This window comes from Kribbella sp. NPDC004138 (genome assembly GCF_053603655.1).
This window is the reverse complement of the sequence record NZ_JBSGFZ010000001.1, coordinates 337,459-361,208: the sequence shown is the minus strand read 5'-3', so window position 1 is coordinate 361,208 and position 23,750 is coordinate 337,459. Positions and strand designations below refer to the sequence as shown.

Below are 23,750 nucleotides of genomic sequence, written 5' to 3'. Positions count from 1 at the left end.
CTAGTGCGGGAAGGTTCGGCGGGCTCGACGCCGCACCTCTTCGCGGTACTTCTCGATCACGCGGGAGATCTCGGCCGGCTGGTCGGTGGTTTCCAGATCGTCCAAGTAGTGGATCGACCGCGCGAGTCCGGGCAGATCGACAGCGAAGTACACCGCCATCAACGGATTCACGAACAGCTCGCCTCCAGCCGTCCGGGACGTGAAATGGACGTCGCCGAACTCCCCGCGCAGCGCGGCCGCGATCTGACCGTTGACGATGCTCGGACGGGCCGGCGTCACCATCTGCGCGTAGCCGACCAGGTCCAGGTACGCCGCCGCCTCCGTCGAAGCGGACGGGATCGACAGCGCCCCCAGATAGTCGCCAGTGCGGTCCAGAGCGGCGAGGTTCTCCAGCACGTCCACGTGACTCACCCCGTGGTAGGCGTCGATCCCGAAGCCGAGGCAGACCACGAGCCGCTCGATCCCGGGGAGACCTGACACCGCCGACAGGCTGGCCATGTCCTCCTCCGGTGTGCCCAGCCCGTCCTCGTCGCCTCGCATGAGGATGTCGGTGCCGCCGTCGACCAGCACGATCGCATCGAGGTCCAGGTGGTCGACCAGAGCCTGGTATGCCGCTCGCAGCGGACGAACACCTGTCCGCGGGAACGCATAGACCGTCGACGGCAGGTCCTTCGAGTCGAGCCAGCGGGACAACACCCGCTCCGGGAAGTACGTCGGACGACCACGGCTGTCCGGACGTATCACCGCCACCCCCGCCGCGAGCCACTCGTCGACCTCCCCGAGTTCCGCGAACGAGAGGTTTGCGAACCGGACCTGTTTGCCCTGACTCGTCAGTGCCAGCGCGAGCGGAACGCCGGCGTACACATCGAAGCCACCGCCCGCTCCGGCGATCAGAACACGACGCGCATCTCGCAGCCGACTGAACAGCGGCGGCTCGAACAGGGTGAACATCAGCGCAGGCTATCCGGGTCTAATCAGTTTGCTCGGCGGCCTCGGCGGCGGGGATGGTTCAGCCATGACGATTTCTCATGCGGTGACCGGGGACGGCCCGGATCTGTTGCTGGTGCACGCCGGAGTGGCCGACTCGCGGATGTGGGCCCGGCAGGTGGAAGAACTGAAGAGCAGCAACCGGGTGATCACGCTCGACCTGCGCGGGTACGGCGAGACGCCGCCCGCCCCGACGTACTCCGACGCGGGCGACGTGCTCGCGCTGCTCGAGGAGCTCGGCGCGAAGGACGTGACGGCGGTCGGCGCGTCGTACGGCGGGTACGTCGTACAGCAGGTGGCGAGCCGTCGGCCGGAGCTGTTCTCGCGGCTGGTGCTGCTGTGCGCGCCGACCGACAACGTGCCGCCGGACGACGAGCTGCGGGCGTTGTGGGGCGAGGAGAACGCGCTGCTGGAGGCGGGCGACGTCGACGGTGCGACCGAACTCACAGTGCGCCGGTGGATCGGCCCGGAGGCGGACGACGAGGCCCGTGAACTGCTCCGGGTCATGCAGAAGCGCGCGTACGACGTACAGCTCGCGGCCGGTGACGTGGACAACGAGGAATGGCCGGTCGAGCCGGAAAAGATCACCGCACCGGTGCGCCTGATCACCGGCGCCCACGACTTCAAGTTCTTCACCGACAGCGCTGAGTATCTGGCCGACCGCCTGCCGAACGCGCAACGGCTCCACCTCCCCTGGGCCGGCCACCTCCCAACCCTGGAACGCCCCGCCGAGGCCCTCGCCCTGATCACGCAGTGAGAGGCCTGAAGCACGCCGGATGAAACGCCGAAGGACCCCGACCGTCGGCCGGGGTCCTTCGGGGACACTGCGTTGTCAGTCGGCCAGGGCGCCCATCGGGTCCCAGGCGGGGAGCACGATCGGCTCGTCGTCGAGGCGGGCCTGCAGCTCGGCCGGCAGCGCGGAACGGCGGACGGCGACCTCGAACACGTGCTCGCCGAACCACGAGTCGTTCATCGTCCAGAACCCGCTGTCGGCCTTCTCGTCGCCCCAGCTGTTCTCGACCCGCCACCGGCGCGGCGTGCCGTCCACCACGTCGACGCCGGTGAACAGCATCGCGTGCGTCATCAGCGTCTCGTGGTGCACCAGCCGCTCGGCCTTGTCCAGCGTGAAGTCGGTGTCGTACACCGCGCCGTAGTCGTACAGCTTGGCGTCCCAGAAGCCGAGGTCGGCGTTCATCTGCTTGCCGACGTCGCAGCCGAACCAGACCGGCTCGCCGCCGACGATCGCGTCCTTGGTGAGCTGCTTGATCAGGTCGATCTCGACGTTCAGGTACACCACCGGCGGGGCGTCGATGACGTTGCCGAGGTAGTCCACCGTGAACGTCCGGCCGACCGGGCTGCTCGGGCGCGGGTCGTGCACGAGGCAGACGTACTCGTCGACGGGCAGCTGCACGTACGCCGCCGCGAACTCGGTCGGCGTGGTCCAGCCGTCGCGGTGGAAGCCCTTGTCGCTGTCCTTCCACTGCCACAGGAACTTCTGCGGCGGCGTCCCGAGGTGGATGCTCAGCACCCGGTGCACGGCGGTCAGGATCTCCCGCTTGCGGTCGCGACGGGCCTCGTCGCCCTCCAGCGCCCGCAGGTCGCGCGCGCCCTGGCGCAGCAGCTTGCGGAGGGTGTCGTTCAGCTGCGCGGTCGCGGACGAGCTCTCGGTCTCCGGCATCGCGGTCTTCGGCACCAGGCCGTGCTTGCGGACCAGCGCGACGAACATGTTCCACTGACCGCCGTCACCGATCGGGTCGGACAGCAGGTGCGCGACGGTCCGGTCGTCGGCGTCGCGGTCCGCGGTGTCGATCATCGCCTCGAGGAAGAAGTTCGAGCGCTCGAACTTGTCCCAGAACAGCAGGTAGTTCTGGGAGAACTCGAAGTCCTTGACCCCGAGCTTCTCGGCCGCGCCGGCGCGGAGCAGGTTCAGCCCGGCGAACAGCCAGCAGCGGCCGCTCTTCTTCTGATTGGTGACCTTCCAGTCGTCCAGCAGATGGGACACCGAATGGTCCATCGAGGTGACGATCTGGCGATCCAGGGCGATGCTGTTGACCGGCGTCTGCGTGACGGCGTTCTGCATCACCCGGTACTGCGGGTTCGACGCGAACTCCTTCTCGAAGAGCGCGAGCTGATCGGCTGTGAGATTCCGCTCCATAACAGTCGACGGTATAACAGCCACCAAGCCCGGACCGCCGGAACGGAGTGGCGAATCGATGCCCTGGCCGAAACGCGCCACCGCCGAAACCTTGCGCTACGCTAGTTGAAAACGACATTCAACAGAGGAGGCGTCATGCCCCGACGCCCGGCCCCGACCGGTAAGCGCAAGCCGAAGCAGAACCCGCTGGATCGCGATGGCATCACCTACATCGACTACAAGGACACCGCCCTCCTCCGCAAGTTCATCTCCGACCGCGGCAAAATCCGTTCCCGCCGCGTCACCGGCCTCACCGTCCAGCAACAGAAACAAATAGCCCGAGCCATCAAGAACGCCCGCGAAATGGCCCTCCTCCCCTACACCTCCTCGGGCAGGTAAGAGCCGCCTCAGTGATGGACCTGCCTGAGTTCGATCGCGCGCAGCTGCACGCGGTCGACGTACTGCGGGCTGGTGAGGCTGTCGTCGTGACGAGTCCGAGTCCGCTGACGTACGCCGTGGTGGCCCGCGACGCCCGTGCGGTGAATCTCCTGAAAGGCCGCCCCGTCGACCACCCGGTCGGCATCTCGGTCCACACGTCGGCCGCACACGATCAGCTGTTCCGGTACCTCGACCTGCCGACCAGCGCCCTCGCCATGGTCGACTTCGCGCTCGCCGAGCGGATCGCCGTCCTAGCTCCGATCCGGCAGGACCCGACGATGCCCGAATGGCTGGCGCCGGCCATCCAGGACGGCTGGGTGCTGTTCTTCGACGGGTCCTGGGGTCCGCTGGTGTACCTGTGGGAAAGCCATCCCTTCCTTTACGGCGGTAGCGCCGGCCGAACCGGCCAAGCTCCGGCCGCCTCTGCCGCCGAAGCCCGCGCGCAGTTTCCGGCCGGCACTGTGATCATCGACGCCGACGACCGCCGCACGCCGGCTGCTGCCTACGGAGCCCGCACGGTGATCCGCGTCGACCTGGACGGTCGGCCGACCCTGCATCGAGCAGGTATGCAGGACCGAGCGGGCGGCGGACCCGACGCACTCCTTGACCGACTGCGCGAGTTCAGATCCGCGATCGCGGTTCTGGATCCGTCGACCAGCACGCCGCTTGGCAAGACGTACCTGTCCACCGCAATCATTGAAGGCGGCGAGCCCAGGCAAATGCTCCCGAACACGCGTATCCGGCTCGAGTTCGCGCGCACGCCCAACAAGAACGCGGACGGGCCGCGGGTGTACGACGTCGTACGAGCGGACGTCGGCTGTAACAGTCTGGGCACAGCGAGCGCAGCCGGTGAACTGCTGGCCGACGGGACCCTGTGGATCTCCGGTCTCGGCGGCACCCAGGTCGGCTGCCGACCGCCGCTTCGGGACCAGGAGGAATGGCTGAAGACGTTCCTGACGGGCAAGCCCAGCTGGCAACTGAACGGCGACGAGCTCACCCTCACCTCCGCAAGTACGACGATCACGCTGCTGGACCGGCAGATCGCCGAACCAGACGTCCCGCTCGACGGGATCAGGTGGAACGTCGTCACCACCATCACCAACGCCGATCTGCGCCAGGGCTTCTATCGCGCCGGCGAAGCATGGATCAGGTTCGACGACGGGCGCTTGACCGGCTGGACCGGAGGCAACGAATTCTCCGGCACCGTCACCCGCAACAACACCGAGCTGGCCTTCAGCGACATTGCTGTCACCGACCACTCCTGCACCGCCGAAACTGCCAGGCTGCAGGCCGCGATCCTGGCCACGCTCGGGCCGGCGGTCTCGTACACCATCGACTACAACCAGCTGACTCTGCTGGCCCCGTCCGGCATCGGCCTCGACCTGAAAGCGATGAGTTAGCGGACGCGGAACGTCCGGAATCAGCGGTACGTTGGCGGCATGTCCGACCTCAGGATCAAGGCGCTCACGCCGGAGACGTTCGACGACTTCGCCGCGCTCGTCGAGCGGAACAAGGGCATGTTCGCCAGCTGCTGGTGTACGAAGTTTCATCCCGCCTGCGCGGAGAAGGGGCAGAGCGCCGAGGGGAACCGGGCGCTCAAGCAACGTCTCGTCGCCCAGGGGATCGCGCATGCCGCGCTGGTCTACGACGGCGACCGGGCCGTCGCCTGGGCGGAGTACGGCACGCCCGACGAGCTGCCCGACATCCAGCATCGCAAGGAGTATCTCGCCACTGCGCAGCGCCTGCCCGACTACCGGGTCACCTGCATCCTGGTCGAGCGCGGCCATCGCGGTCAGGGTCTGGCGGCGATCGCCCTACGCGGAGCCGTCGAACTGATCGCGCAGGCGGGCGGCGGCACGGTAGAGGGCTACCCGCACGACACCGGCGGGGTCCGGAAGAAGAACTCGTCGTTCCTCTACAACGGCACCCGCACGATGTACGAGCGCGAAGGTTTCACCTACGACCGGCCCAAGGGCCTGGGCAACTGCGTCATGGTGCGCGAGGTGCATTGACGCTGGGTCAGCTCGGCGTCGGCCCGGAAATTCGTTGCGGATGGAGGGCGTCAGGTGCTTGGTTGGTCGGCGACCGAGCCCGGACGAAACGAGATACCTGTGTCGCTGCCTACGCCGACGTTGACCACCGATCGTCTGCTACTGCGTCCTTTCGGCGACGCGGATGCGGACGCGCTGTTCGCGCTGCACAGCAATGCGTTTGTACTGCGGTACTGGGACTCGCCGCCGTGGAGTGAGCGGAGCCGCGCTGCGCGGTTCCTCGCGGCGTGCCGGACGATGGCGGAGGAGGGTACGGGCGCTCGCGTGGCCATCGATCGTGCGTCCGACGGAGAGTTCCTCGGCTGGTGCAGCCTGAGCCAGTGGAACCCGGACTTCCGCAGCGCGTCACTCGGCTACTGCTTCACCGAGGCATCGTGGGGTTACGGGTATGCGACGGAGGCTGCGCGCGCGGTGTTGGGATGGGCCTTCGACACGTTGGACCTGAACCGCGTCCAGGCCGAGGCGGACACACGCAACATCGGTTCCGCCCGAGTCCTCGAGAAGCTCGGCTTCGTCCGCGAGGGGACGCTACGCGAAGACTGCATAGTGAACGGCGACGTCTCCGACTCGTGGGTCTACGGCCTTCTGCGCCGCGAATGGACACCTGACGCTTCCCACTGAGGTCTCACTTGCGCGGGCTCCGCGGTATGTCGGCGGTCGCGCCTAGGGTGTCGCCATGGTCGCCCGGATTCAGATCGCTACCGCTGTCCTTGTACGCGACGGCCTCGTGCTCCTGGCGCATCGCCACCCACTGCGTCAGGCGTATCCGGACTGCTGGGGCTTTGTCGGCGGACATGTCGAACCGGGCGAATCACCTGACCAGGCGGTCCGTCGGGAGTGTCTCGAGGAAGTCGGCGTCGAGATCCACGACCCGCTGCCCATCCCGCTGACCGTCCACGACCCGGTCCTCGACATGCGCGGCTTCCTCGTCACGCACTGGCACGGCGAACCGGTCATCGCCGAACCCGGCGAGCACGACGACCTCCGCTGGTTCCGCCCGAGCGATCTCGCAGACCTGAAGCTCGCCCACCCAGAATCCCTGCCAAACATTCTGAGCGCCGTCCAGATCGCAACCGGCTAGCCGCCGCCGACAGGCGGATTACACGAGGCGGCGGTCGGTGGCCCAGCGGGTTAGTTCGTGGCGGTTGGAGAGTTGGAGTTTGCGGAGGACCGAGGAGACGTGGGTTTCGACGGTCTTCACGGAGATGAAGAGTTCGCGGGCGACTTCCTTGTACGCGTACCCGCGCGCGATCAACCGCAGTACCTCACGCTCGCGCTGCGACAACCGGTCCAGGTCCTCGTCGACCGACGCGATGTCGATGGCGCCGGAGAAGGCGTCCAGGACGAAGCCGGCCAGGCGCGGGGAGAACACCGCGTCACCCTCGGCGACGCGGTTGATCGCGTCCACCAGCTCGGTGCCGGAGATGTTCTTGGTGACGTACCCGCGGGCTCCGGCGCGGATCACGCCGATGACGTCCTCGGCGGCGTCGGACACCGACAGCGCCAGGAACTTGATGTCGGGGTGCCGCTGGTGCACCTGCTTCATCACCTCGGTACCGCCGCCGCCCGGGAGGTGGACGTCGAGCAGGACGACGTCCGGTTCGGTGCCGACGATCGCCTTCACAGCGGTGTCGACGTCGGAGCCCTCCCCGACGATGTCGACCGAGGCGCCGATCTCGCTGCGTACCCCGGCCCGGAACATGTCGTGATCGTCGACGACGACTACCCGCCTGCTGCTCATCTGTCCATCTCCAGTCGCACTTCGGTCCCTGTCTCCGGATCGGACCGCACCGTCGCGCGGCCGCCGTGCCGTTCCATTCTGCCCATCACACTGTGCCGCAAGCCGAGCCGGTCGTCGGGGACCTCGTCGACGTCGAATCCCTTGCCGCGGTCGCGGACGAACATCTCCACCCGGTCGCCGTCCACCTCGACGAACACGTCGATCTTCGCAGCTCCCGAGTGCTTGGCGGCGTTCACCATCGACTCGCGCGCGGCCCGGACCATCGAGGCGAGCGGTTCGGTCAGGTCGCAGTCGCCGACCGTCACGACCTCGATCGGTACGCCGTGCGAGTCCTCGACCTCGGCGGCCGCCTGTTTCGCGGCGCCGGCGATCGTCTGGTCGGCGTCGTGCTCCTCGTCGTACAGCCAGGACCGCAGCTCGCGCTCCTGGGAGCGCGCCAGCCGGGCCACGGCCTTCGGGTCGTCGGCCTGCTTCTGGATCAGCGCGAGCGTCTGCAGGACCGAGTCGTGCAGGTGCGCGGCCATGTCGGCGCGTTCCTGCGAACGGACTCGCTCGGCGCGCTCGGAGTTCAGGTCGCGGGTCAGCCGGTGCACCCACGGCCCGGCGATGACGCCGATCCCGACCACGGCGAGCAGCAGCGCGATCAGGACGTCGCCGACCATCGAGAGCCGGCCGTTCTGCACCAGGAACAGGGTGACCGCGGTGCCGATCAGGACGAGGCCGACGCCGATCCGGACGAGCGACTTCCAGCCGCCCTTGCCGAGTACCAGCCCGAGGATCGGGACCCGGACGTCGCGCGCCCACTTGTCCTTCTGGCTCTCGTCGGCCTGCCGCCAGATCAGTGCCAGACCGGTCGCGGCGAACACCAGCGGCCAGAACAGCTTCCCGGCGATCCCGAGCCCGGCGACCTGCAACAGGATCAGCAGCCCGGCCCCGATGGCGACCAGCGCGGGCAGCTGGCCGCGGCTCTTCTCCCGTTTCCGTTGCTTCGCCTCGGCGACCGGCGGCGTCGGCTCGTCGGAGCGCAGCCCGCTCCGCGTGTGCGCGGCCAGGCCGGGCGCGGCCGGTACCGTCTCCGGGGCCAGCGGCATCAAGAACCACAACGCGGCGTAGATCAGGATGCCGAACCCGCCGGACACTGTGGTCGCGATCAGCACCAGCCGTACGACGGTGTCCGACACGCCGAGGTGGTCCGCGATACCACCGGCCACACCGGCGACGACGCGTCCTTCCGTACGGCGGTACGCCCGCCGCGGAGCGTCCGTCGGCTGCCGGGCGGAGGCCGACTGCCCTGGTGGAAGGTACGACTGACCGGGTCCCGAGCCCGCCTGCGCACCCATCCGGGCGGCGTAAGCGGCGTACGGGCCCTGGTACTGCCCTGCCGGGCCCTGCGGCCCCCAGCCCTTGTAGCGCCACTGGTCCTGGGTCTGCCCAGGCGTAGGCTCGGGCTGGCCCCCGTTGCTGGAGGTCCCGCCCGGCGGCGCGGCTGCTGGCTGGCTCATCACCACGATCGTCACATGTGGACAGGCCCGACACCAGCAGGCTTGTCCCCGGCCGCCTCCTCAGCCGCTACCCTCCGCGCTCAGGGTCGACTCGGGGAGAACCCCCAAATCCCGCCTCTCCGGGAGTGGTCAGGGTGCATCCCCGATGTCCACGGCGCACTCCGGTGTGAGTATCGATGGCATGGAGCAGAACCAGAGTGGACCCGCCGGGTTCGACCGCGACCGCCTGCAGAACCCCCAGAGCTGGCGGCGCAGCAGGTCGGACCGCTGGGTCGCGGGTGTCTGCGGCGGCATCGGCCGTGCGCTCAACATCGACCCCGTTCTGGTCCGCGTGGTGATGGCCGTGCTGATCATCAGCGGCCCGGGCGTGATCTTCTACATCGCCGCCTGGGTGCTGATGCCCGACGAGGGCAGTGACCGCTCGGCCGCCCAGGGCGTGCTCGGCGACCGGATCCGGACCGACCACCCGTGGTTCTGGCCGGTGGCGGTCGGCGCCTGCGTGTTCATCGCGATCGCGATGATGTCGTCGTTCGACTTCGGCCGGTTCGTGCCCGGCCCGCTGATCGTGCTCGGAGTCATCTGGCTGATCGCGAAGCAGCGCAAGAGCAAGAGCAACAGCAACAAGCAGGCACAGCGCCCGCAGGACACGGTCCCGCCGGCGTCCCCGGCGTCCTCGCCGTACGCCGGGCCGCAGCCGACCACGGCGTACGTGCCTCCGCAGACCGGCCCGTCAGCTCCCCCGGCGGGCCCGTCGTCCTCGGCCACACAGCGACCCCAGGACCGCACCGTCGAACCGGTCCAGGCTGTGTGGACCGAGGACGACCCTCTCGGCCTGTACGTCGACGAGCCGGCCGTCGCGCCGGCTGCCCGCAAGCCCGCCGAGCCGCCCGCGAAGGGCATGCGCGGGGTCAAGTCGATCATCGTCGTCCTGACCGGTATCGCGATCGGCATCGCCGCGCTGGCGGGCGCGTCCACGGCGACCATGCTGATCATCGGCCTGGCCACGCTCGGCGGCGGCATGCTGCTCGGCGGATTCGTCGGCCGCACGCTGGCGCTGCTGCCGCTCGGCATCCTGCTGGCCGCGGGCGCCATCGCGAGCACCGTGTTCCCGGACGTGCCGAAGAATTTCGCCGACACCAACTACGTCGCGCCGGCCAGCCAGACGATCACCGCGACCGGCACCAGCTACCAGTTCGACGCCGGGTCGGTGAAGCTGGACCTGACTCAGGCCAAGTTCGGCCCGGGCGCCAAGGTCGACGTACACGGTGGCGTCGGCGAGGTGATCGTGAAGCTGCCGGCCGACGTCGACGTGCAGGGCGCGCTGTCGACCGAGATGGGAGACGTCGCCTTCCTCGACCAGCACCAGGGCGGCCATAATGCCGAACTGAAGCTCAACGACCTCGGCGCGGACGGCAAGGCCGGCCCGTCGCAGGTCACCCTGGACCTGGACCTCAGGCTGGGCAGTATCAAGGTGGAGCGCGGTTGACGTCCTCCCCTTCCCGCAGGTGGGGATTCCAACTACTACGCGGAGGTAGCGAGTTGAGGTTCACGCTTCACCGAGACCCGTACGGGCGTCTCTCCGCGTGCGCTGACGGCCCGTCCGGCCGCGATATTGATAGCCGCATTCACGTCCGCGTGCGCCTGGTGACCGCAGGCCACGCACCGGAAGACCGCTTGGCTCTCACGGTTCTCCGGCGCGCGATGCCCACAGATGCTGCACGTCTGCGACGTGTACGCGGGATTGACCTTCTCAACCCTTCCTGGCGCCTTATGCTCCAGACGACGTACCAAAGCGCCCCAGCCATTGGCCAAGATCCCGCGGTTCAGCCCAGCCTTGGCCCGACGGTGGTTCGGCAGATAGCGCCCTGGTCGTGCGAGGTCGGGCCTGGGTTTGGGACGTCGGGTCATGTGAGCGACACCCAGGTCTTCGACGCGGATCACATCGAACCGCCGAGCGAGGTCGGTCGTAACCTTCTCGACCCAGTCCTTGCGCCTGTCTACGACACGAGCATTCACCTTGGCGATCGCGGACGCCAGCCTGTGACTCCGGTTGGAGCCACGCCGACAGCGGGCAAGGCGGCGTTGCAGGCGTTTGAGCCGCGCCTCCGCACGCTTCGACGGTGGAGGGCAGACCAGAACTTCGCCTGTGGACAGGGCAGCAGAGACGGCGACGCCACGATCCACTCCGACAACTTCGCCGGTGGCCGGCGGTGGAACCGGCTCCGGCGCCACGGCGAATGCGATGTGCCAGCGGCCCGCCCGGTCACGCGTGACGCGGTACGACTTGGCCTCGGGTACGGCGCGGGACAGCCGGAACCGTACCCAGCCGACCTTCGGTACAAGCGCTGTTGCCCACTTCCGGCTCAGCTGTATGATTCGGAACGCCTGCGGGCCGACGATGCGGAATCCCTCATGCGCGCCGGCTTTGCGCCAGGTCGGTCTCTTGTGCGTTCCGGCGTAGAAGTTCTTGCAGGCTTGATCGAAGTCTCGCAGTGCCTGCTGCTGGACAGTTTGAGATCCGGCTCGCAGCCAGCCATACGCTGCCCGTGCCTCGGTCAATTGCCGCGCTTGCTCGACGTACTTAGGCGTCGGACCTTTGTCCCGGGCCCACATCGACCACTGCTCCAGCGCCAAATTCCACAGGTACCGGGCGTGCTTGCACTGTTCCAGCAACGAAGCCTGCTGTGCGGGCGTCGGGTACATGCGGAATCGAGACATGCCGCCGATCCAAACAGACAGCACCGACAGTCTTTGATCCTCGAAGGGAGGCAGCCGCAATGAAGAAGACCAGGCCGGATGTACCCGGTGTGGTGGCCGGCACGGTGCTGAGCGGCGCTGCCACGATCTGGATGCTCACCGACAACGGCGTGCTGCAGACCGACGACCTCGGCGTCACCAGCGCACTGCTGCTGGTCACGGCCGGACTCCTCGGCCTGGCCGCGTCGCGTCGCGTCTAACTCGGTGGACGTAGGTGTCTGCGCTTCTCTAGGCTCCAGGGCGTGACCAGCCCGGAGGCGGACAGACCGTAACCACCGGCCGTTCCGTGTGACCCACCGGAACCGCCGGAGACGACTCATGCCGTCCTCCACTGGTTACGGAGCCTCTCCATGCCTTTCGTGCTGTATCTGCTCGGCCTGGCCGTTTTCGCCCAGGCAACGTCCGAATTCATGCTCTCCGGGCTCGGCCCGGACATCGCCCGCGACCTGGGCGTCTCCATCCCCGCCGCCGGCTGGCTGACGTCCGCGTTCGCGCTCGGCATGATCGTCGGCGCCCCGGCGATCGCCGTGCTCGGCGCCCGCTGGCCGCGCCGGCGGACCCTGCTCGTGACGCTGACCGTCTTCCTCGCCGTCCACGTAGCCGGCGCGCTCACATCCGACTTCACGGTTCTGCTGGTCACGCGGGTCCTCGCGGCCCTCGCCAACGCCGGCTTCCTGGCGATCGCGCTCGCCACCGCCGCGAGTCTCGTTCCGGACGCGAAGGGCCGTGCCACCTCCGTCCTGCTCGGCGGTACGACGCTCGCGTGCATTGTCGGCGTACCGGCCGGCGCCGTGCTCGGCCAGTACCTCGGCTGGCGGTCCGCGTTCTGGGCGGTCGCGATCATCTCGCTCCCGGCGCTGCTCGGGATCCTCCGCTCGGTCCCTTCGCGGGCCGCCGGTCCGGCCACGGTGGGCCGGTTCCGCATCAGGCCCCGGCTCGCCGTCCTGTTGTTGCTCGGGGCCCTCGTCAACGGCGCGACGTTCTGCTCGTTCACGTACCTCTCCCCGGTGCTCACCGAGGTCACCGGGCTGGGCGTGGGCTGGGTGCCGCTGATGCTCGCGCTCTTCGGCCTCGGCTCGTTCGCGGGCGTGACGGTCGCGGGCCGGTACGCCGACCGGCGCGACGACCGGCTCGTACTGGTTGCCGGCGGCATCTTGCTCGTCGGGTGGTGCGCGTTCGCGCTCACTGCGGCGTCCGTCGTACCGACCGTGCTGCTCGTGCTGCTCCAGGGCGGGTTGTCGTTCGCGGTCGGGTCGACGCTGATCGCCTACAGCTTGTACGCCGGGAGCGGGACGCCCGTGCTGACCGGCGGACTGGCCACCGCCGCGCTGAACGTCGGCGCCGCCGCCGGACCGCTGCTCGGCGGGCCGGCCATCGGCGCGGCCGGGTTCCGCGGACCGCTCTGGGTCAGCGCGGCGCTCGTGGGCGTCGCGCTGGTCGCAGGCGGCTCCATTAAGCTTGTGGATCGCGAGGGGCCCGGGTGAAGCGGGTCCCGTGGTCAAGGAGTTCCGATGGTGCGCGGCACCGTGAAGTGGTTCAACGCCGACAAGGGCTACGGCTTTCTGGCCGTCGACGGGCAGGACGACGTGTTCGTGCACTGGAGCAAGATCGTCTCCGACGGGTACAAGACCCTCGAGGACGGCCAGCACGTCGAGTTCCAGATCGTCGACGGGCCGAAGGGCCGGGAGGCCGACGCGGTCACTCCGATCTGACCGGCACGCACCGTCGCGAACCGGTAGCCTGACGTCTCATCGTGTGAGGGGTGAGACGTGACAGAGCCGGTACCCGTGATCCGGAAGCTCGAGCATGCGCTGGCCGACGACGACTTCGCCTGGTCGCTGGTGCTGACCGGTGAGGACCAGACGGACAAGCTCGCGACGCTGACCGGCGACCTGCGCGGGCCGTTCTCGACGACCGGCGACGGCAAGCAGATCACCTCCGGCTTCTCCTACTGGGGGATCGGCCCCACGATCGCCTGGGCGAACGCGACGAACGACCCGTTCTACCTGGTCATGAAGGCCGGCGCGGAGTCGTTCCAGCGGCACTGGCGCAAGGTCCGGCCGCACGTCGAGAACGGCGGCTTCCACGTCGTCAGCCTCGGCGTCGGCACGGGTGTCAAGGACCGCACCATCGTCAGCGACCTGCGCCGGCAGAACCGGAACATGTACTACATCCCGGTCGACATGAGTTCCGAAATGCTGCGGATGGGGACCCAGCCGGTGCGCGACGCCCGGTTCCCGGTCGCCCAGTTGCTGCCGGTCCAGCTCGACTTCTCGATCGCGGACAACATGGAAGAGCTGGCCGAGATGCTCGCCCGGCTGGTCGGCGACGAGCCGATCCTGTTCACGCTGACCGGCAATACGCTGGCCAACTTCGACAGCGACGAGGAACTGCTCGGCACCCTCACCCAAGGGCTGCGCGCCCAGGACCGGCTGCTGCTCGAGGTGGCCAGTACGACGCGCCTGGACCAGGAGACCGCCGACGCGGCCGCGGACGAGTACCACCAGACCCGCGCGTTCGCGGAGTTCGTCACCAGCGCCCTGCGGTACAACACCGACCTCAAGATCAACAACGAGCTGGTCAAGTTCGTCGGCGAGGTCGAGGACGACGACGCCCTGCTGGTGAAGATCCTCTGGCAGAACGACACCGGCGACGAGGTCCGGATGGAGCTGCCGGACCACACCGAGGTGGTGCTGCCGATCGGTGACACGATCCGGCTCTACACCACCCGCAAGTACTCCACGACCCGGCTGAAGCGGCTCACCGAGGCCTGCAAGCTGACGCCGGTCGAGGCGATCCAGTCCCAGTTCCGGTACACCCGCCGTCCGAACCCGTTCGGCCTGGAGCTGCTGCTGCTCGCACCGGAGGCAGCCGGCGAGGGCGCGCGCAGCCTCGCCGACGACATCTGGGCCACATGAGCCGGATGAACCGGCGGGCCGTCGTCAGCGTCGTGACGTACGGCCTGCTCGCGCTGGCGTTCGTCCTCGGTGTCATCTGGTTCTTCTGGCCGGAGAACTCGCGCTGGGAGCCGGCCGTCAACTCGCTCACGCTGGTGGCCGGCCTGACCGGCATCTTCGTCGAGCGGCTGACCGCCGAGGCGGAACGCCGTACCGAGGTGCTGCGGTCCGTCGCTGACGAGCTGCACGAGAACACCCGGCTGCTGAACGACGACCGGTTCTCGCCCGACGCCCCGACCGTCCGGCAGGTGTATCCGCGGCTGGTGGTGTCGGCGGTCGATCTCGCGCTGGTGTCCGGTGCGCTCGGCCTGCGCCGCGACGCCGAGCTCGTCGGGCAGCTGCACCGGTGGCGGGACACCGTGCACCTGTTCAACCGGCGGCTCGACCTGACCGAGATCAGCACGTTCTCGAACACCATCTCGGCGGCCGAACTGGCCGCGTTCCACCGCGCGCTGCACCGCGAGAACAGCTACTTCGCGGCCACCCGCGAGAAGCTCGAGAAGCTGCTCGGCGCGCTGCCCGGACTTTAACGGCAGGGGCCGTAACCGGACCGGTTGCTGTCAGTAGTGGCAAATTCTCCCGAGCCGTTGACTTGGCCACGCCGCGAGAGCTTCACTTTCGGACAGGACCGTAAATAGGCCCCCGGAGGCAATCGCATGCGATCAGTCCGCTCCCTTCTCGCACTGGCACTCGCCGCTCTGCTCGTCACGGCCCCTTCGGCGCCACCTGCCGGCGCGGCGCCCGCCGGGCCGCCGGGACCGCCGACCGGCACGGTCGTTTCGCTCGGCACGCCGCTGTCCGACGTACTCCTGATCGGGGGCACCGTCGCACCCGGCCCGAACGGCAAGGCCGCGATCTGGAACGTGTCCACCGGAAGTCCGGCGTACCTGAACGCCGTCGACCCGGCCACCGGCGACAGCCTGCTCTCGGCGGCACTGCCCGGGGCGGACGGCAGTTACGCGGTCGCCGCGACGCCGGACGGCACGATCTACGTCGGCACCTACAACAACGGCCACCTGTACCGGCTGCGCCCGGGCGGCGCCGTCGAGGACCTCGGCCGGCCGATCGCCACCGAGACCTTCATCTGGCGGATCACCACCGACGACCAGGGCAACGTGCACGGCGGGACGTTCCCGCACGGGAAGGTGTTCCGGTACGACGACAAGACCGGCGCCGTCCGCGACTACGGCACGGTCCTGGCCGGCCAGACGTACGTCAAGAGCATCGACTACGCCGGCGGCAAGGTGTACGCCGGCACGATGCCCGACGCGCACATCATGGAGGTCGACGCGGCCACCGGCGCGATCACCGAACTGCCGTCGCCGCCCGGCCTCGGCGACCCCTCCGACAAGGTCGTGTACGACCTGAACGCGCGCGGCGGGCGCGTGTACGCGCGGATCAGCACCGCGTTCCCCGGCCCGCTGTACGTCTGGGACATCGCTTCGCGGACCTGGGTGGACGAGATCCCGAACGCGCACGGTCTGGACATCTCCCCGATCGGCGCGGACGGCTCGCTGTACCTCATCCAGAGCAGCGAACTGAAGAAGTACGATCCGGCCACCAAGACGCTGACCGGCACCGGCCTGACCTTCACCGGCCGGATCCAGAACGCCCGCTCGATCGGGTACGCCGACCTGGGCCTGCCCGACTACCCGGGCACCAGTGTCGTCGGCACCCTGTGGCGCGGCGAGGAGTTCCGGTACAACCCGCAGACCGGCAAGTCCGAGATCTTCACCACCAAGGTCCGGCGGGAGCCGATCGAGATCCTGTCCGTGGCGGGCGGCAAGGACGACATCTACGCCGGCGGATTCCTCAACGGCGGCGTCTCGGTGGTCAACCCGACCACCGGCGAGGCGAAGTTCAACCGGTTCTCCCAGGTCGAGGCCCTGATGGAGGGCTCCGACGGCACCGTCTGGGTCGGCGCCTATCCGGAGGCCCGCCTCTACTCCTACGACACCACGAAGCCCTGGAGCAGCCCGGAGTACTCCCCCGGCCCGCCCGGCACGCCGGACAACCCCAAGCAGCTGCTCAACCTGAAGCCCGATCTGTTCCAGACCCGGGCCCGCGCGCTGACCGAGGTGAACGGCAAGATCGCGGTCGGCACGATCCCCGACGGGGACCGACTGGGCGGCGCGCTGGTGATCTACGACCCGGCGACGAACACCGCGGAGAAGTACCGCAACGTCGTCCAGGACGAGTCCGTTTTCGGTCTCACCGCGCACTGCGGCATCGTGTACGGCGGAACGTCGATCGCCGGCGGCCTGACGACCACCCCGCCGACCCGCGAAGCGGGCACAGTGTTCGCGTGGGACGTAGCCGGCAAGAAGAAGCTCTGGGAGGTCGTACCGGTGGCGAAGGCCGCGACGGTCTCGGCGGTCACGATGGGCCCGGACGGGCTGTTGTGGGGCGTGGCCGGGAAGACCGTCTTCGCGCTGGCCCCGGACAGCGGCAAGCTGAAGAAGTCCTTCACGCTCGGGACGACGACCTCCAGCGGCGACATCGTCGCGACCTCGGAGGCCGTCTACGTGAGCATCGACCTGAACAAGATCTACCGGATCGCGCCGGGGAAGAACTCGGTCCCGACGGTGTTCGTGCAGCACGCACACCGGCGGCTCGGCGTCCGCGGAGATCACCAACTGTTGATGACGAGCGGCTCCGAGCTGTTCCGGATTGATATCAGCCGTTGACAGCCGAAATTCACCCCGGCTACTTTCGGTCCTGACCGTTATTCGGTTTCACTACTTCCGGCCCTGACTTCCGGACACCCTGGGGGTGCGATGAGATCCACCGTCCGCCGCATGGCGGCACCACTCACGGCGCTCGTGCTCGCCGCCGCGCTCAGTTCCTGCGGCGGAGGCGACTCGGGCTCCTCGGACTCGAAGAAGAGCGTCACGCTCTGGATGTACCCGGTGATCGCCGACCAGGCGGCCAGCGACGCGTACTGGAAGAAGGTCGAGACCGACTTCGAGGCGGCCAACTCCGGTGTCGACCTGAAGCTGGAGAACCAGCCGTGGAAGGGCCGCGAGGAGAAGGTCGCGGCCGCGTTCTCCGGCGGGAAAGGCCCGGACGTCCTGCTGATGATCCCGGACCAGATCCCGCAGTACGTGAAGAGCGGCTCGTTGGAGCCGGTCGACGACGTGGTCGCGCCGGAGAAGGACAAGTTCCTGCCGGCCGCGATCCCCGGCCTGACGGTCGAGGGCAAGGTGTACGGCGCCCCGATCTACCACACCGTCACCACGACGATGTACAACAAGACCGTCCTGACCAAGGCCGGGATCAGCAAGCCGCCGGCGACCTGGGACGAGATCAAGGCCGCCGCGCCGAAGCTCAAGGCAGCCGGGTTCTCCACGCTCGACTACTCGGCCTCGCCGGAGGCGACGCTGAACCTGAACTTCTACCCGCTGCTGTGGCAGGCCGGCGGGAAGGTCTTCGCCGACGACGGCAAGAGCGTCGCGTTCAACCAGGCCCCGGGTCTGGAGGCGCTGACCTTCCTGAAGAGCCTGTGGGACCAGGGCGCGATCCCGAAGACCGCGCTCACCGCGGGCAACGTGGTCGCCGACTCGCCGTTCGGCAAGGGTCAGGTCGCGATGGCGATGACCAGCGTGCCGGCCGACGTCGCCACGGTGACGCCGACCTGGGGCGCCGCGAACGTCGAGCTCGGGGCGCCGCTGACCGGCAAGAAGCAGGTCGGCTTCGGGCTCCCCGGCGGTCTGGTCCTGAACGCGGCCTCGGACAACGTCGACGGCGCGAAGAAGTTCCTGTCGTTCATGATGCAGTCCGCGCAGCTGGACGCGCTCAGCAAGGCGTCCGGGTTCTACTCGCCGCGCAGCGACGCCAAGTCCGAGTCGACCGACCCGAACGCGGCGAAGTTCCGTGACGCGCTGCAGTACGCCGTACCGGGTGAGCCGAACCCGTCGGCGCGGCAGGTGATGTCGTTCCTGAGCACCGAGATCCAGGCCGTGCTGACCGGCAAGAAGCAACCCCAGCAGGCCCTGGACGACGCGGCCAAGCAGGCCAACGACCTGCTCTCGAGGCAGCGTTGACCGAAGCACGGCAGCCGGACACGGCGGCGGGTCGGGCGGGACCCGTCGCCGGCCCGGCCCGGCGCGGCACGCTCAAACGCCCGTGGGTGGGCTTCGTGTTCGTCCTGCCCATGCTGGTCTTGTTCTTGTTGTTCCGGTTCCTGCCGGCGATCGGGGCGTTCTTCCTCTCGCTGACCGACTACCGGATCAGCGGGAAATGGGACTTCATCGCGCTCGACAACTACACCCGCCTGCTCTCGGACAAGGTGTTCCACGAGGCCCTGCTGGTGACGATCACCTACACGGTGATCTTCGTCCCGCTGACGGTCCTGCTGTCGCTCGGCACCGCCGTACTGCTGCACCAGGTGGTGTGGCGGCGGGGCTTCTTCCGCGGCGTGTTCTTCCTGCCGTACGTGACCAGCATCGTGCTGGCCGCGGTGATCTGGAAGTGGATCTACGACGCGCAGGACGGGCTGCTGAACGCCGTCCTCGGACTGGTCTCGATCGGCCCGATCGACTTCCTCAGCCAGTCGAACACCGTGCTGCCCTCGATCGCCCTCACCTCGGCCTGGAAGGGCTTCGGGTACTCGATGCTGATCCTGCTCGCGGGCCTGCAGGCGGTGCCGAAGTCGTACCTCGAGGCCGCGATGATCGACGGCGCGGGGACCTGGCAGCGGTTCCGCTACGTGACGCTGCCGCAGCTGCGGCCGGTGCTGTTCTTCGTGCTGGTGATCGAGACCATCGGCGCGTTCCAGGTCTTCGACGCGATGTACGTGATGACCGGCGGCGGCCCGGTGCGCTCCAGCTACTCGCTCGTGTACTTCCTGTACGACAGCGGGTTCAAGTACTTCGACTTCGGCTACGCCAGCGCGATCGGCCTGGTGCTGTTCCTGATCGTGCTGATCGTCTCGCTCGTACAGCGCCGGCTCGTCGGGAGGGACGACTAGATGGCCCAGGTACTCGACCGCCCGCCGGTCCGCCCGGTCGCGGAGCCGCCGGCGGCGGCCCGGCGTGGGACCGCGGCCCGGCTGACGCTGCCGACGCTGCTGACGCTGACCGCGATCGTCACCGTCGTACCGTTCGCGGCGATGGTGCTGGTCGCGTTCGCACCGCCCAGCGGGCAGACGTTCCCGGACGCGCTGAACCCGGCGAACTTCACGCTGGAGAACTTCTCCAAGGTGCTGTCCAGCTCGGACATCCCGCGCTGGACGGTGAACTCGCTGCTCTACTCGCTGGTGTCGGTGGCACTGGTGCTGCTGTTCGCCGCGATGGCCGGGTACGCGTTCGCGAAGAAGAAGTTCCCCGGCCGGGAGATCATGTTCTGGGCGTTCCTGGCCACGCTGATGGTCCCGTTCCAGGCGACGCTGATCCCGTCGTACATCCTGGTCGCGAAGCTCGACTGGGTGGACAGCTACTGGGGCCTGATCGTGCCCACGCTGGCGAACTCGCAAGCCGTGTTCCTGATGCGGCAGTTCATCGTGCAGCTCCCCGACGAGCTCTTCGAGGCCGCCGAGATCGACGGCGCCCCCGAATGGCGGATCTTCACCATGATCGTGCTCCCGCTGGTCCGCCCAGTGCTGGCCACGCTCGGCATCTTCGTCTTCCTCTGGCACTGGAACGACTTCCTCTGGCCGCTCGTGATCGGCCAGTCCGGCAAGATGCAGACCCTCACCGTCGGCCTCGCCACCCTCCAGGGCCAGGCCGTCCCGATCAACCAGCTGATGGCCGGCGCGACCATCACGGTCGTCCCCAGCCTGCTGGTCTTCGGCCTCCTCCAGCGCTACCTCACCGACTCGATCGCAATGTCGGGCCTCAAGGCCTGACGCCCGCCATCACCCGGCGCGGACGATGCCGGGTGCCGGCGGGTGCGCTCTACTGACCTCGTCCGGCCGGAATCCGGACGGGGAGGGGGACCCAGATGAGCAGCGACGCGCCGGCCTCCGGCGTGCGCACCGCGACCGGCTCGCGGACAGTTCTGATCACTCTGGCGTCCGGCCAGTTCCTGATGGCGCTGGACAGTTCGGTGATGAACGTGTCGATCGCCACGGTGGCCGCGGATCTCGGGACGACGGTGACCGGGATCCAGTCCGCCATCACGCTCTACACCCTGGTGATGGCCTCACTGATGATCACCGGCGGGAAGCTCGGCCAGATTCTCGGCCGCAAGCGCGCCTTCGCCATTGGCTGCATCATCTACGGGGCCGGCTCGCTGACCACCTCGCTGTCGCCCAACCTGACGGTGCTGATGATCGGCTGGTCAGGGCTGGAAGGCATCGGCGCGGCGCTGATCATGCCCGCCATCGTCGCGCTCGTGGCCTCCAACTTCGACAAGTCCCAGCGGCCGCGCGCGTACGGCGCCGTCGCCGCGGCGGCCGCGATCGCCGTCGCGCTCGGCCCGCTGATCGGCGGCCTGTTCACCACGTACCTGTCCTGGCGCTGGGTGTTCGCCGGTGAGGTCCTGATCGTGCTCGGCATCCTGGCGATGACCCGCCGGATCGCCGACGTCCCCGCCGATCGCTCCGCGAAGCTCGACCTGGTCGGTACGGCGCTGTCCGCGGCCGGGCTCGCTCTGATCGTCTTCGGGGTGCTGCGGGCGGGTTCCTGGGGGTTCGTCAACCCGAAGCAGGGCGCCCCGTCCTGGCTCGGTCTGTCGCCGGTCGTCTGGCTGGTCCTCGGCGGGGGCGCCGTCCTGGTCGGCTTCATGGCCTGGGAGCGCCGCCGGACGAACCGCGGGGAGGCGGTCCTGGTCGACCCGGCGATGTTCGGCAACCAACGGCTCCGGGCCGGGCTCACCTCGTTCCTTTTCCAGTACCTGCTGCAGGCCGGGCTGTTCTTCGTCGTCCCGTTGTTCCTGTCGATCGCCCTCGGCCTGTCGGCGATCGACACCGGGCTGCGGCTGCTGCCGTTGTCACTGGGGTTGCTGGCCACCGCGATCGGCGTACCGCGGCTCCGGCCGCAGGCGTCGCCGCGGCGCGTGGTCCGGGTCGGCTTCGCCCTGCTGTTCCTGGGGATCGTGTTGCTGATCGCAGGGCTCGACATCGGCGTCGGGGCCGACGTCGTGACCGTGCCGCTGCTGCTGGCCGGGCTCGGCATCGGAGCGCTGGCGTCGCAGCTCGGCGCCGTCACCGTCAGCTCGGTGCCCGACGAGGAGAGCGGCGAGGTCGGTGGACTGCAGAACTCGATCACGTTCCTCGGCTCCTCGATCGGAACCGCCCTGGCCGGCGCGATCCTGATCTCGGCACTGACCACGTCGTTCCTGACCGGGATCAAGAACAATCCGGACGTTCCCGCGAGCGTGTCGTCGCAGGCGGAGGTGAAGCTCGCGGGCGGCGTCCCGTTCGTCTCGAACGACCAGCTCAGTCAGGCGCTCTCCGACGCCAAGGTGGACCAGACCACCGCCGACGCCGTCATCGACGAGAACGAGCAGGCCCGGCTGGACGGACTGCGCGCGTCCCTGGCCGCCCTGGCGTTGATCTCGCTGCTGTCACTGTTCCTGTCGGCCCATCTTCCGACCCGGCAGCCCACCGCCAGTGCACAACCCGATCCGAAGACCTAGCGCTCGCGGACCTCGAGCATCGTCCGCATCTCGTCGCCGTGCACGGTGAGGGCCCAGATGACCAGGATGTCGACGGCGATCAGGATCGTGGACCAGATCGGGTACGCCGCCAGGAACGCGGCGTTCACCACGATGCTGAGCACCGACAGGATCACGCCGACGATCCGTCCCCACAGCCGGCCGTTGAGCAGTGCGATGCCGGACACGACCACGACCAGGCCGAGGATCAGGTGGATCAGGCCCCAGGAGTCGTAGTTGAGCTCGATCGCCAGCCGGGTGGTGCGGACCAGGAAGTAGTCGTCGTGGAAGATCGCGATGAACCCCTGGAACGCGTGCAGGATCCCGAGCACGATCATCATCACGCCGGCGAAGAGGATCCAGCCGACCCATCGGCTCGGCCACTCGGGCACCTCGACCTCGCCCGGGCGCCGGTGCGTCCCGGGGGTGTCGCCGTCTGACATCGTGAGCTCCTCGGTTCGGTGTGCGGTCTAGGGCGTGACCTCGTTCTTCGCGGCGGCGGTGCGGTACTCGTTGACCGGGTGGTACCGGTCGTAGAGCACCGTCAGGATGCTGAACAGGAAGATGAAGAAGAACGTGTCGCCGAGCGACAGGCCGTCGCCCCGGCGGCTCAGCAGCAGGTCCTCGACGAACACGATCAGCACGTTCAGCCCGAAGACCACGGCGAACGAGATCGCGGCCGAGTCCCACCCGTAGCCGCGCCGGGCGGCCCACAGGCCGATCGCGGAGTTGATCACGACGAAGAACGCGATCCCGAGGAAGAGCTGGAAGTCGCTGACGTCGACGCCCGGCAGCACCCGGCCGTAGATCACGCTGATGATGCCGATCAGGAAGATCTTCTCCACCGCCGACCAGCCGAAGACCCTGCCGTGCTCGGCCCGGAACGCAGCCCGCTCGCCGGCCTCGTCGATCGCGGCCGGCAGCGGATCGGCCGTCAGCCGCAACCGCCAGTCCGGCGGCCGCAGCCGCGGCCGCACCACGAACCAGACCACGGCGGCGAGGGCGAGCAGCCCGATCACCACGGCCGGCCCGAACCAGGCGACGTCGCGGACCGTGTCGGTGAAGTCGAGTTCGGCGACGTGGATCCAGTACTCCTGCGGCAGCTTGACGAAGATCCAGATCCCGGCGGCCACCAGCACCCAGAACCGCAGGCTGTAGCGCAGCGGGTTCCGGCGGGCGCGGATCCCCTCGTAGGCGATGAAGAAGTACTCGAACGTGTTCGGGAAGATCAGCAGCAGCGTCCGGACGCCGGTGAGCTCGAACAGCAGCACACCGATCTGGCGATAGAAGAACAGGAAGCGGCTGACCTTGACCGCGTGCAGGTTCGACCAGTTGCGCAGGCTCGCCAGGTAGGCGATGGACAGGTAGAACACGTCCATCGCCTTGTCGTAGCTCTGGTAGAACGGCGGGTCGTACCCGAACGCCTGGAAGATCGTCTGGTCCGCGGCGTCCAGCACCAGCGAGGCCAGCACCGCGGGCAGCGGCCAGCGCGGGATCAGCAGCGGTACGGCGAAGCGCAGGAAGACGACAATCCAGAAGACCACCTCGGCCATCCCGCTCGCCTCCCGTCGACGGTCAGCCGTGTCC

Annotated in this window: 24 protein-coding genes; 17 read left to right on the top strand and 7 right to left on the bottom strand. The window is 68.5% G+C overall.

What is annotated here, in order from left to right; genetic code table 11:
• Positions 1-951 carry a DUF1152 domain-containing protein gene (locus tag ACWEOO_RS01700; RefSeq protein ID WP_452141296.1) on the bottom strand — a complete coding sequence of 317 codons (951 nt, stop codon included), beginning with the start codon at positions 949-951 and terminating at the stop codon, positions 1-3.
• 64 nt (positions 952-1,015) lie between these two features.
• Here ACWEOO_RS01700 and ACWEOO_RS01695 point away from each other — a divergent pair, with 64 nt between their 5' ends.
• Positions 1,016-1,744, top strand: a complete 729-nt coding sequence (locus tag ACWEOO_RS01695; protein WP_452141295.1) for an alpha/beta fold hydrolase — start codon at positions 1,016-1,018, stop codon at positions 1,742-1,744.
• A 75-nt stretch (positions 1,745-1,819) separates the two neighbouring features.
• Here ACWEOO_RS01695 and ACWEOO_RS01690 read toward each other — a convergent pair whose 3' ends face one another.
• Positions 1,820-3,142, bottom strand: a complete 1,323-nt coding sequence (locus tag ACWEOO_RS01690) for a C1 family peptidase (protein WP_363710263.1) — start codon at positions 3,140-3,142, stop codon at positions 1,820-1,822.
• Between the two features lie 135 nt (positions 3,143-3,277).
• Here ACWEOO_RS01690 and rpsR point away from each other — a divergent pair, with 135 nt between their 5' ends.
• The 5 genes from rpsR to ACWEOO_RS01665 all read left to right on the top strand — a co-directional run bounded on the left by rpsR (position 3,278) and on the right by ACWEOO_RS01665 (position 6,691).
• The gene (rpsR, locus tag ACWEOO_RS01685; RefSeq protein ID WP_355473940.1) at positions 3,278-3,520 is read left to right on the top strand and encodes a 30S ribosomal protein S18; all 243 of its coding nucleotides are present in this window, start codon (positions 3,278-3,280) and stop codon (positions 3,518-3,520) included.
• Between the two features lie 14 nt (positions 3,521-3,534).
• Complete coding sequence (locus ACWEOO_RS01680; RefSeq protein ID WP_452141294.1) at positions 3,535-4,959, top strand: META domain-containing protein; 1,425 nt, start codon at positions 3,535-3,537, stop codon at positions 4,957-4,959.
• Between the two features lie 39 nt (positions 4,960-4,998).
• Entirely contained in the window at positions 4,999-5,571 is a 573-nt protein-coding gene (locus ACWEOO_RS01675; protein ID WP_452141293.1) for a GNAT family N-acetyltransferase, read from the top strand.
• 99 nt (positions 5,572-5,670) lie between these two features.
• Positions 5,671-6,231: a GNAT family N-acetyltransferase gene (locus ACWEOO_RS01670; RefSeq protein WP_452141292.1), complete on the top strand. Its 561-nt coding sequence runs from the start codon at positions 5,671-5,673 to the stop codon at positions 6,229-6,231.
• Positions 6,232-6,286: 55 nt separating this feature from the next.
• Complete coding sequence (locus ACWEOO_RS01665) at positions 6,287-6,691, top strand: NUDIX domain-containing protein (RefSeq protein ID WP_452141291.1); 405 nt, start codon at positions 6,287-6,289, stop codon at positions 6,689-6,691.
• Between the two features lie 18 nt (positions 6,692-6,709).
• Here the strand turns inward: ACWEOO_RS01665 and ACWEOO_RS01660 are convergent, their stop codons facing one another.
• On the bottom strand, positions 6,710-7,351 hold the full coding sequence (locus ACWEOO_RS01660; RefSeq protein WP_355696130.1) for a response regulator transcription factor: 642 nt from the start codon (positions 7,349-7,351) through the stop codon (positions 6,710-6,712).
• The gene (locus ACWEOO_RS01655; RefSeq protein WP_452141290.1) at positions 7,348-8,853 is read right to left on the bottom strand and encodes an ATP-binding protein; all 1,506 of its coding nucleotides are present in this window, start codon (positions 8,851-8,853) and stop codon (positions 7,348-7,350) included. The genes ACWEOO_RS01660 and ACWEOO_RS01655 overlap by 4 nt, the downstream gene beginning before the upstream one ends.
• Positions 8,854-9,034: 181 nt before the next feature.
• Here ACWEOO_RS01655 and ACWEOO_RS01650 point away from each other — a divergent pair, with 181 nt between their 5' ends.
• On the top strand, positions 9,035-10,339 hold the full coding sequence (locus tag ACWEOO_RS01650; protein WP_452141289.1) for a PspC domain-containing protein: 1,305 nt from the start codon (positions 9,035-9,037) through the stop codon (positions 10,337-10,339).
• A gap of 35 nt (positions 10,340-10,374) precedes the next feature.
• Here ACWEOO_RS01650 and ACWEOO_RS01645 read toward each other — a convergent pair whose 3' ends face one another.
• Positions 10,375-11,595 carry an RNA-guided endonuclease InsQ/TnpB family protein gene (locus ACWEOO_RS01645; RefSeq protein WP_452141288.1) on the bottom strand — a complete coding sequence of 407 codons (1,221 nt, stop codon included), beginning with the start codon at positions 11,593-11,595 and terminating at the stop codon, positions 10,375-10,377.
• 35 nt (positions 11,596-11,630) lie between these two features.
• Between ACWEOO_RS01645 and ACWEOO_RS01640 the strand changes: the two genes are divergently transcribed.
• From ACWEOO_RS01640 to ACWEOO_RS01595, 10 genes are all read left to right on the top strand, one after another.
• Positions 11,631-11,810 carry a hypothetical protein gene (locus tag ACWEOO_RS01640; protein WP_452141287.1) on the top strand — a complete coding sequence of 60 codons (180 nt, stop codon included), beginning with the start codon at positions 11,631-11,633 and terminating at the stop codon, positions 11,808-11,810.
• Between the two features lie 150 nt (positions 11,811-11,960).
• Positions 11,961-13,094: a Cmx/CmrA family chloramphenicol efflux MFS transporter gene (locus ACWEOO_RS01635; RefSeq protein ID WP_452141286.1), complete on the top strand. Its 1,134-nt coding sequence runs from the start codon at positions 11,961-11,963 to the stop codon at positions 13,092-13,094.
• Positions 13,095-13,121: 27 nt separating this feature from the next.
• Complete coding sequence (locus tag ACWEOO_RS01630; RefSeq protein WP_350278708.1) at positions 13,122-13,322, top strand: cold-shock protein; 201 nt, start codon at positions 13,122-13,124, stop codon at positions 13,320-13,322.
• A gap of 57 nt (positions 13,323-13,379) precedes the next feature.
• Complete coding sequence (locus ACWEOO_RS01625) at positions 13,380-14,528, top strand: L-histidine N(alpha)-methyltransferase (protein WP_359938507.1); 1,149 nt, start codon at positions 13,380-13,382, stop codon at positions 14,526-14,528.
• On the top strand, positions 14,525-15,097 hold the full coding sequence (locus ACWEOO_RS01620; protein ID WP_452141285.1) for a hypothetical protein: 573 nt from the start codon (positions 14,525-14,527) through the stop codon (positions 15,095-15,097). Before ACWEOO_RS01625 ends, ACWEOO_RS01620 begins: the two co-directional genes overlap by 4 nt.
• A gap of 126 nt (positions 15,098-15,223) precedes the next feature.
• A complete protein-coding gene (locus ACWEOO_RS01615) occupies positions 15,224-17,254 on the top strand; it encodes a hypothetical protein (protein ID WP_452141284.1) in 2,031 nt (676 codons plus the stop codon).
• A 111-nt stretch (positions 17,255-17,365) separates the two neighbouring features.
• The gene (locus ACWEOO_RS01610) at positions 17,366-18,610 is read left to right on the top strand and encodes an extracellular solute-binding protein (RefSeq protein ID WP_452141283.1); all 1,245 of its coding nucleotides are present in this window, start codon (positions 17,366-17,368) and stop codon (positions 18,608-18,610) included.
• Positions 18,607-19,536 carry a carbohydrate ABC transporter permease gene (locus ACWEOO_RS01605; protein WP_355696115.1) on the top strand — a complete coding sequence of 310 codons (930 nt, stop codon included), beginning with the start codon at positions 18,607-18,609 and terminating at the stop codon, positions 19,534-19,536. The genes ACWEOO_RS01610 and ACWEOO_RS01605 overlap by 4 nt, the downstream gene beginning before the upstream one ends.
• Positions 19,537-20,412 carry a carbohydrate ABC transporter permease gene (locus tag ACWEOO_RS01600; protein ID WP_452141282.1) on the top strand — a complete coding sequence of 292 codons (876 nt, stop codon included), beginning with the start codon at positions 19,537-19,539 and terminating at the stop codon, positions 20,410-20,412.
• Positions 20,413-20,507: 95 nt separating this feature from the next.
• On the top strand, positions 20,508-22,145 hold the full coding sequence (locus ACWEOO_RS01595; protein WP_452141281.1) for an MFS transporter: 1,638 nt from the start codon (positions 20,508-20,510) through the stop codon (positions 22,143-22,145).
• Here ACWEOO_RS01595 and ACWEOO_RS01590 read toward each other — a convergent pair.
• A complete protein-coding gene (locus tag ACWEOO_RS01590) occupies positions 22,142-22,606 on the bottom strand; it encodes a DUF7144 family membrane protein (RefSeq protein ID WP_452141280.1) in 465 nt (154 codons plus the stop codon). The genes ACWEOO_RS01595 and ACWEOO_RS01590 overlap by 4 nt on opposite strands.
• Before the next feature lie 27 nt (positions 22,607-22,633).
• A complete protein-coding gene (locus tag ACWEOO_RS01585) occupies positions 22,634-23,716 on the bottom strand; it encodes a hypothetical protein (RefSeq protein ID WP_359938491.1) in 1,083 nt (360 codons plus the stop codon).
• Positions 23,717-23,750: the final 34 nt, after the last annotated feature.

Coding starts and splice junctions, on each gene's coding strand:
- ACWEOO_RS01700 (WP_452141296.1), bottom strand. CDS start 951: ATGTTCACCCTGTTCGAGCCGCCGCTGTTCAGTCGGCTGCGAGATGCG.
- ACWEOO_RS01630 (WP_350278708.1), top strand. CDS start 13,122: ATGGTGCGCGGCACCGTGAAGTGGTTCAACGCCGACAAGGGCTACGGC.
- ACWEOO_RS01640 (WP_452141287.1), top strand. CDS start 11,631: ATGAAGAAGACCAGGCCGGATGTACCCGGTGTGGTGGCCGGCACGGTG.
- ACWEOO_RS01680 (WP_452141294.1), top strand. CDS start 3,535: ATGGACCTGCCTGAGTTCGATCGCGCGCAGCTGCACGCGGTCGACGTA.
- ACWEOO_RS01635 (WP_452141286.1), top strand. CDS start 11,961: ATGCCTTTCGTGCTGTATCTGCTCGGCCTGGCCGTTTTCGCCCAGGCA.
- ACWEOO_RS01660 (WP_355696130.1), bottom strand. CDS start 7,351: ATGAGCAGCAGGCGGGTAGTCGTCGTCGACGATCACGACATGTTCCGG.
- ACWEOO_RS01585 (WP_359938491.1), bottom strand. CDS start 23,716: ATGGCCGAGGTGGTCTTCTGGATTGTCGTCTTCCTGCGCTTCGCCGTA.
- ACWEOO_RS01690 (WP_363710263.1), bottom strand. CDS start 3,142: ATGGAGCGGAATCTCACAGCCGATCAGCTCGCGCTCTTCGAGAAGGAG.
- ACWEOO_RS01590 (WP_452141280.1), bottom strand. CDS start 22,606: ATGTCAGACGGCGACACCCCCGGGACGCACCGGCGCCCGGGCGAGGTC.
- ACWEOO_RS01665 (WP_452141291.1), top strand. CDS start 6,287: ATGGTCGCCCGGATTCAGATCGCTACCGCTGTCCTTGTACGCGACGGC.
- ACWEOO_RS01600 (WP_452141282.1), top strand. CDS start 19,537: ATGGCCCAGGTACTCGACCGCCCGCCGGTCCGCCCGGTCGCGGAGCCG.
- ACWEOO_RS01675 (WP_452141293.1), top strand. CDS start 4,999: ATGTCCGACCTCAGGATCAAGGCGCTCACGCCGGAGACGTTCGACGAC.
- ACWEOO_RS01615 (WP_452141284.1), top strand. CDS start 15,224: ATGCGATCAGTCCGCTCCCTTCTCGCACTGGCACTCGCCGCTCTGCTC.
- ACWEOO_RS01650 (WP_452141289.1), top strand. CDS start 9,035: ATGGAGCAGAACCAGAGTGGACCCGCCGGGTTCGACCGCGACCGCCTG.
- ACWEOO_RS01695 (WP_452141295.1), top strand. CDS start 1,016: ATGACGATTTCTCATGCGGTGACCGGGGACGGCCCGGATCTGTTGCTG.
- rpsR (WP_355473940.1), top strand. CDS start 3,278: ATGCCCCGACGCCCGGCCCCGACCGGTAAGCGCAAGCCGAAGCAGAAC.
- ACWEOO_RS01655 (WP_452141290.1), bottom strand. CDS start 8,853: ATGAGCCAGCCAGCAGCCGCGCCGCCGGGCGGGACCTCCAGCAACGGG.
- ACWEOO_RS01610 (WP_452141283.1), top strand. CDS start 17,366: ATGGCGGCACCACTCACGGCGCTCGTGCTCGCCGCCGCGCTCAGTTCC.
- ACWEOO_RS01595 (WP_452141281.1), top strand. CDS start 20,508: ATGAGCAGCGACGCGCCGGCCTCCGGCGTGCGCACCGCGACCGGCTCG.
- ACWEOO_RS01620 (WP_452141285.1), top strand. CDS start 14,525: ATGAGCCGGATGAACCGGCGGGCCGTCGTCAGCGTCGTGACGTACGGC.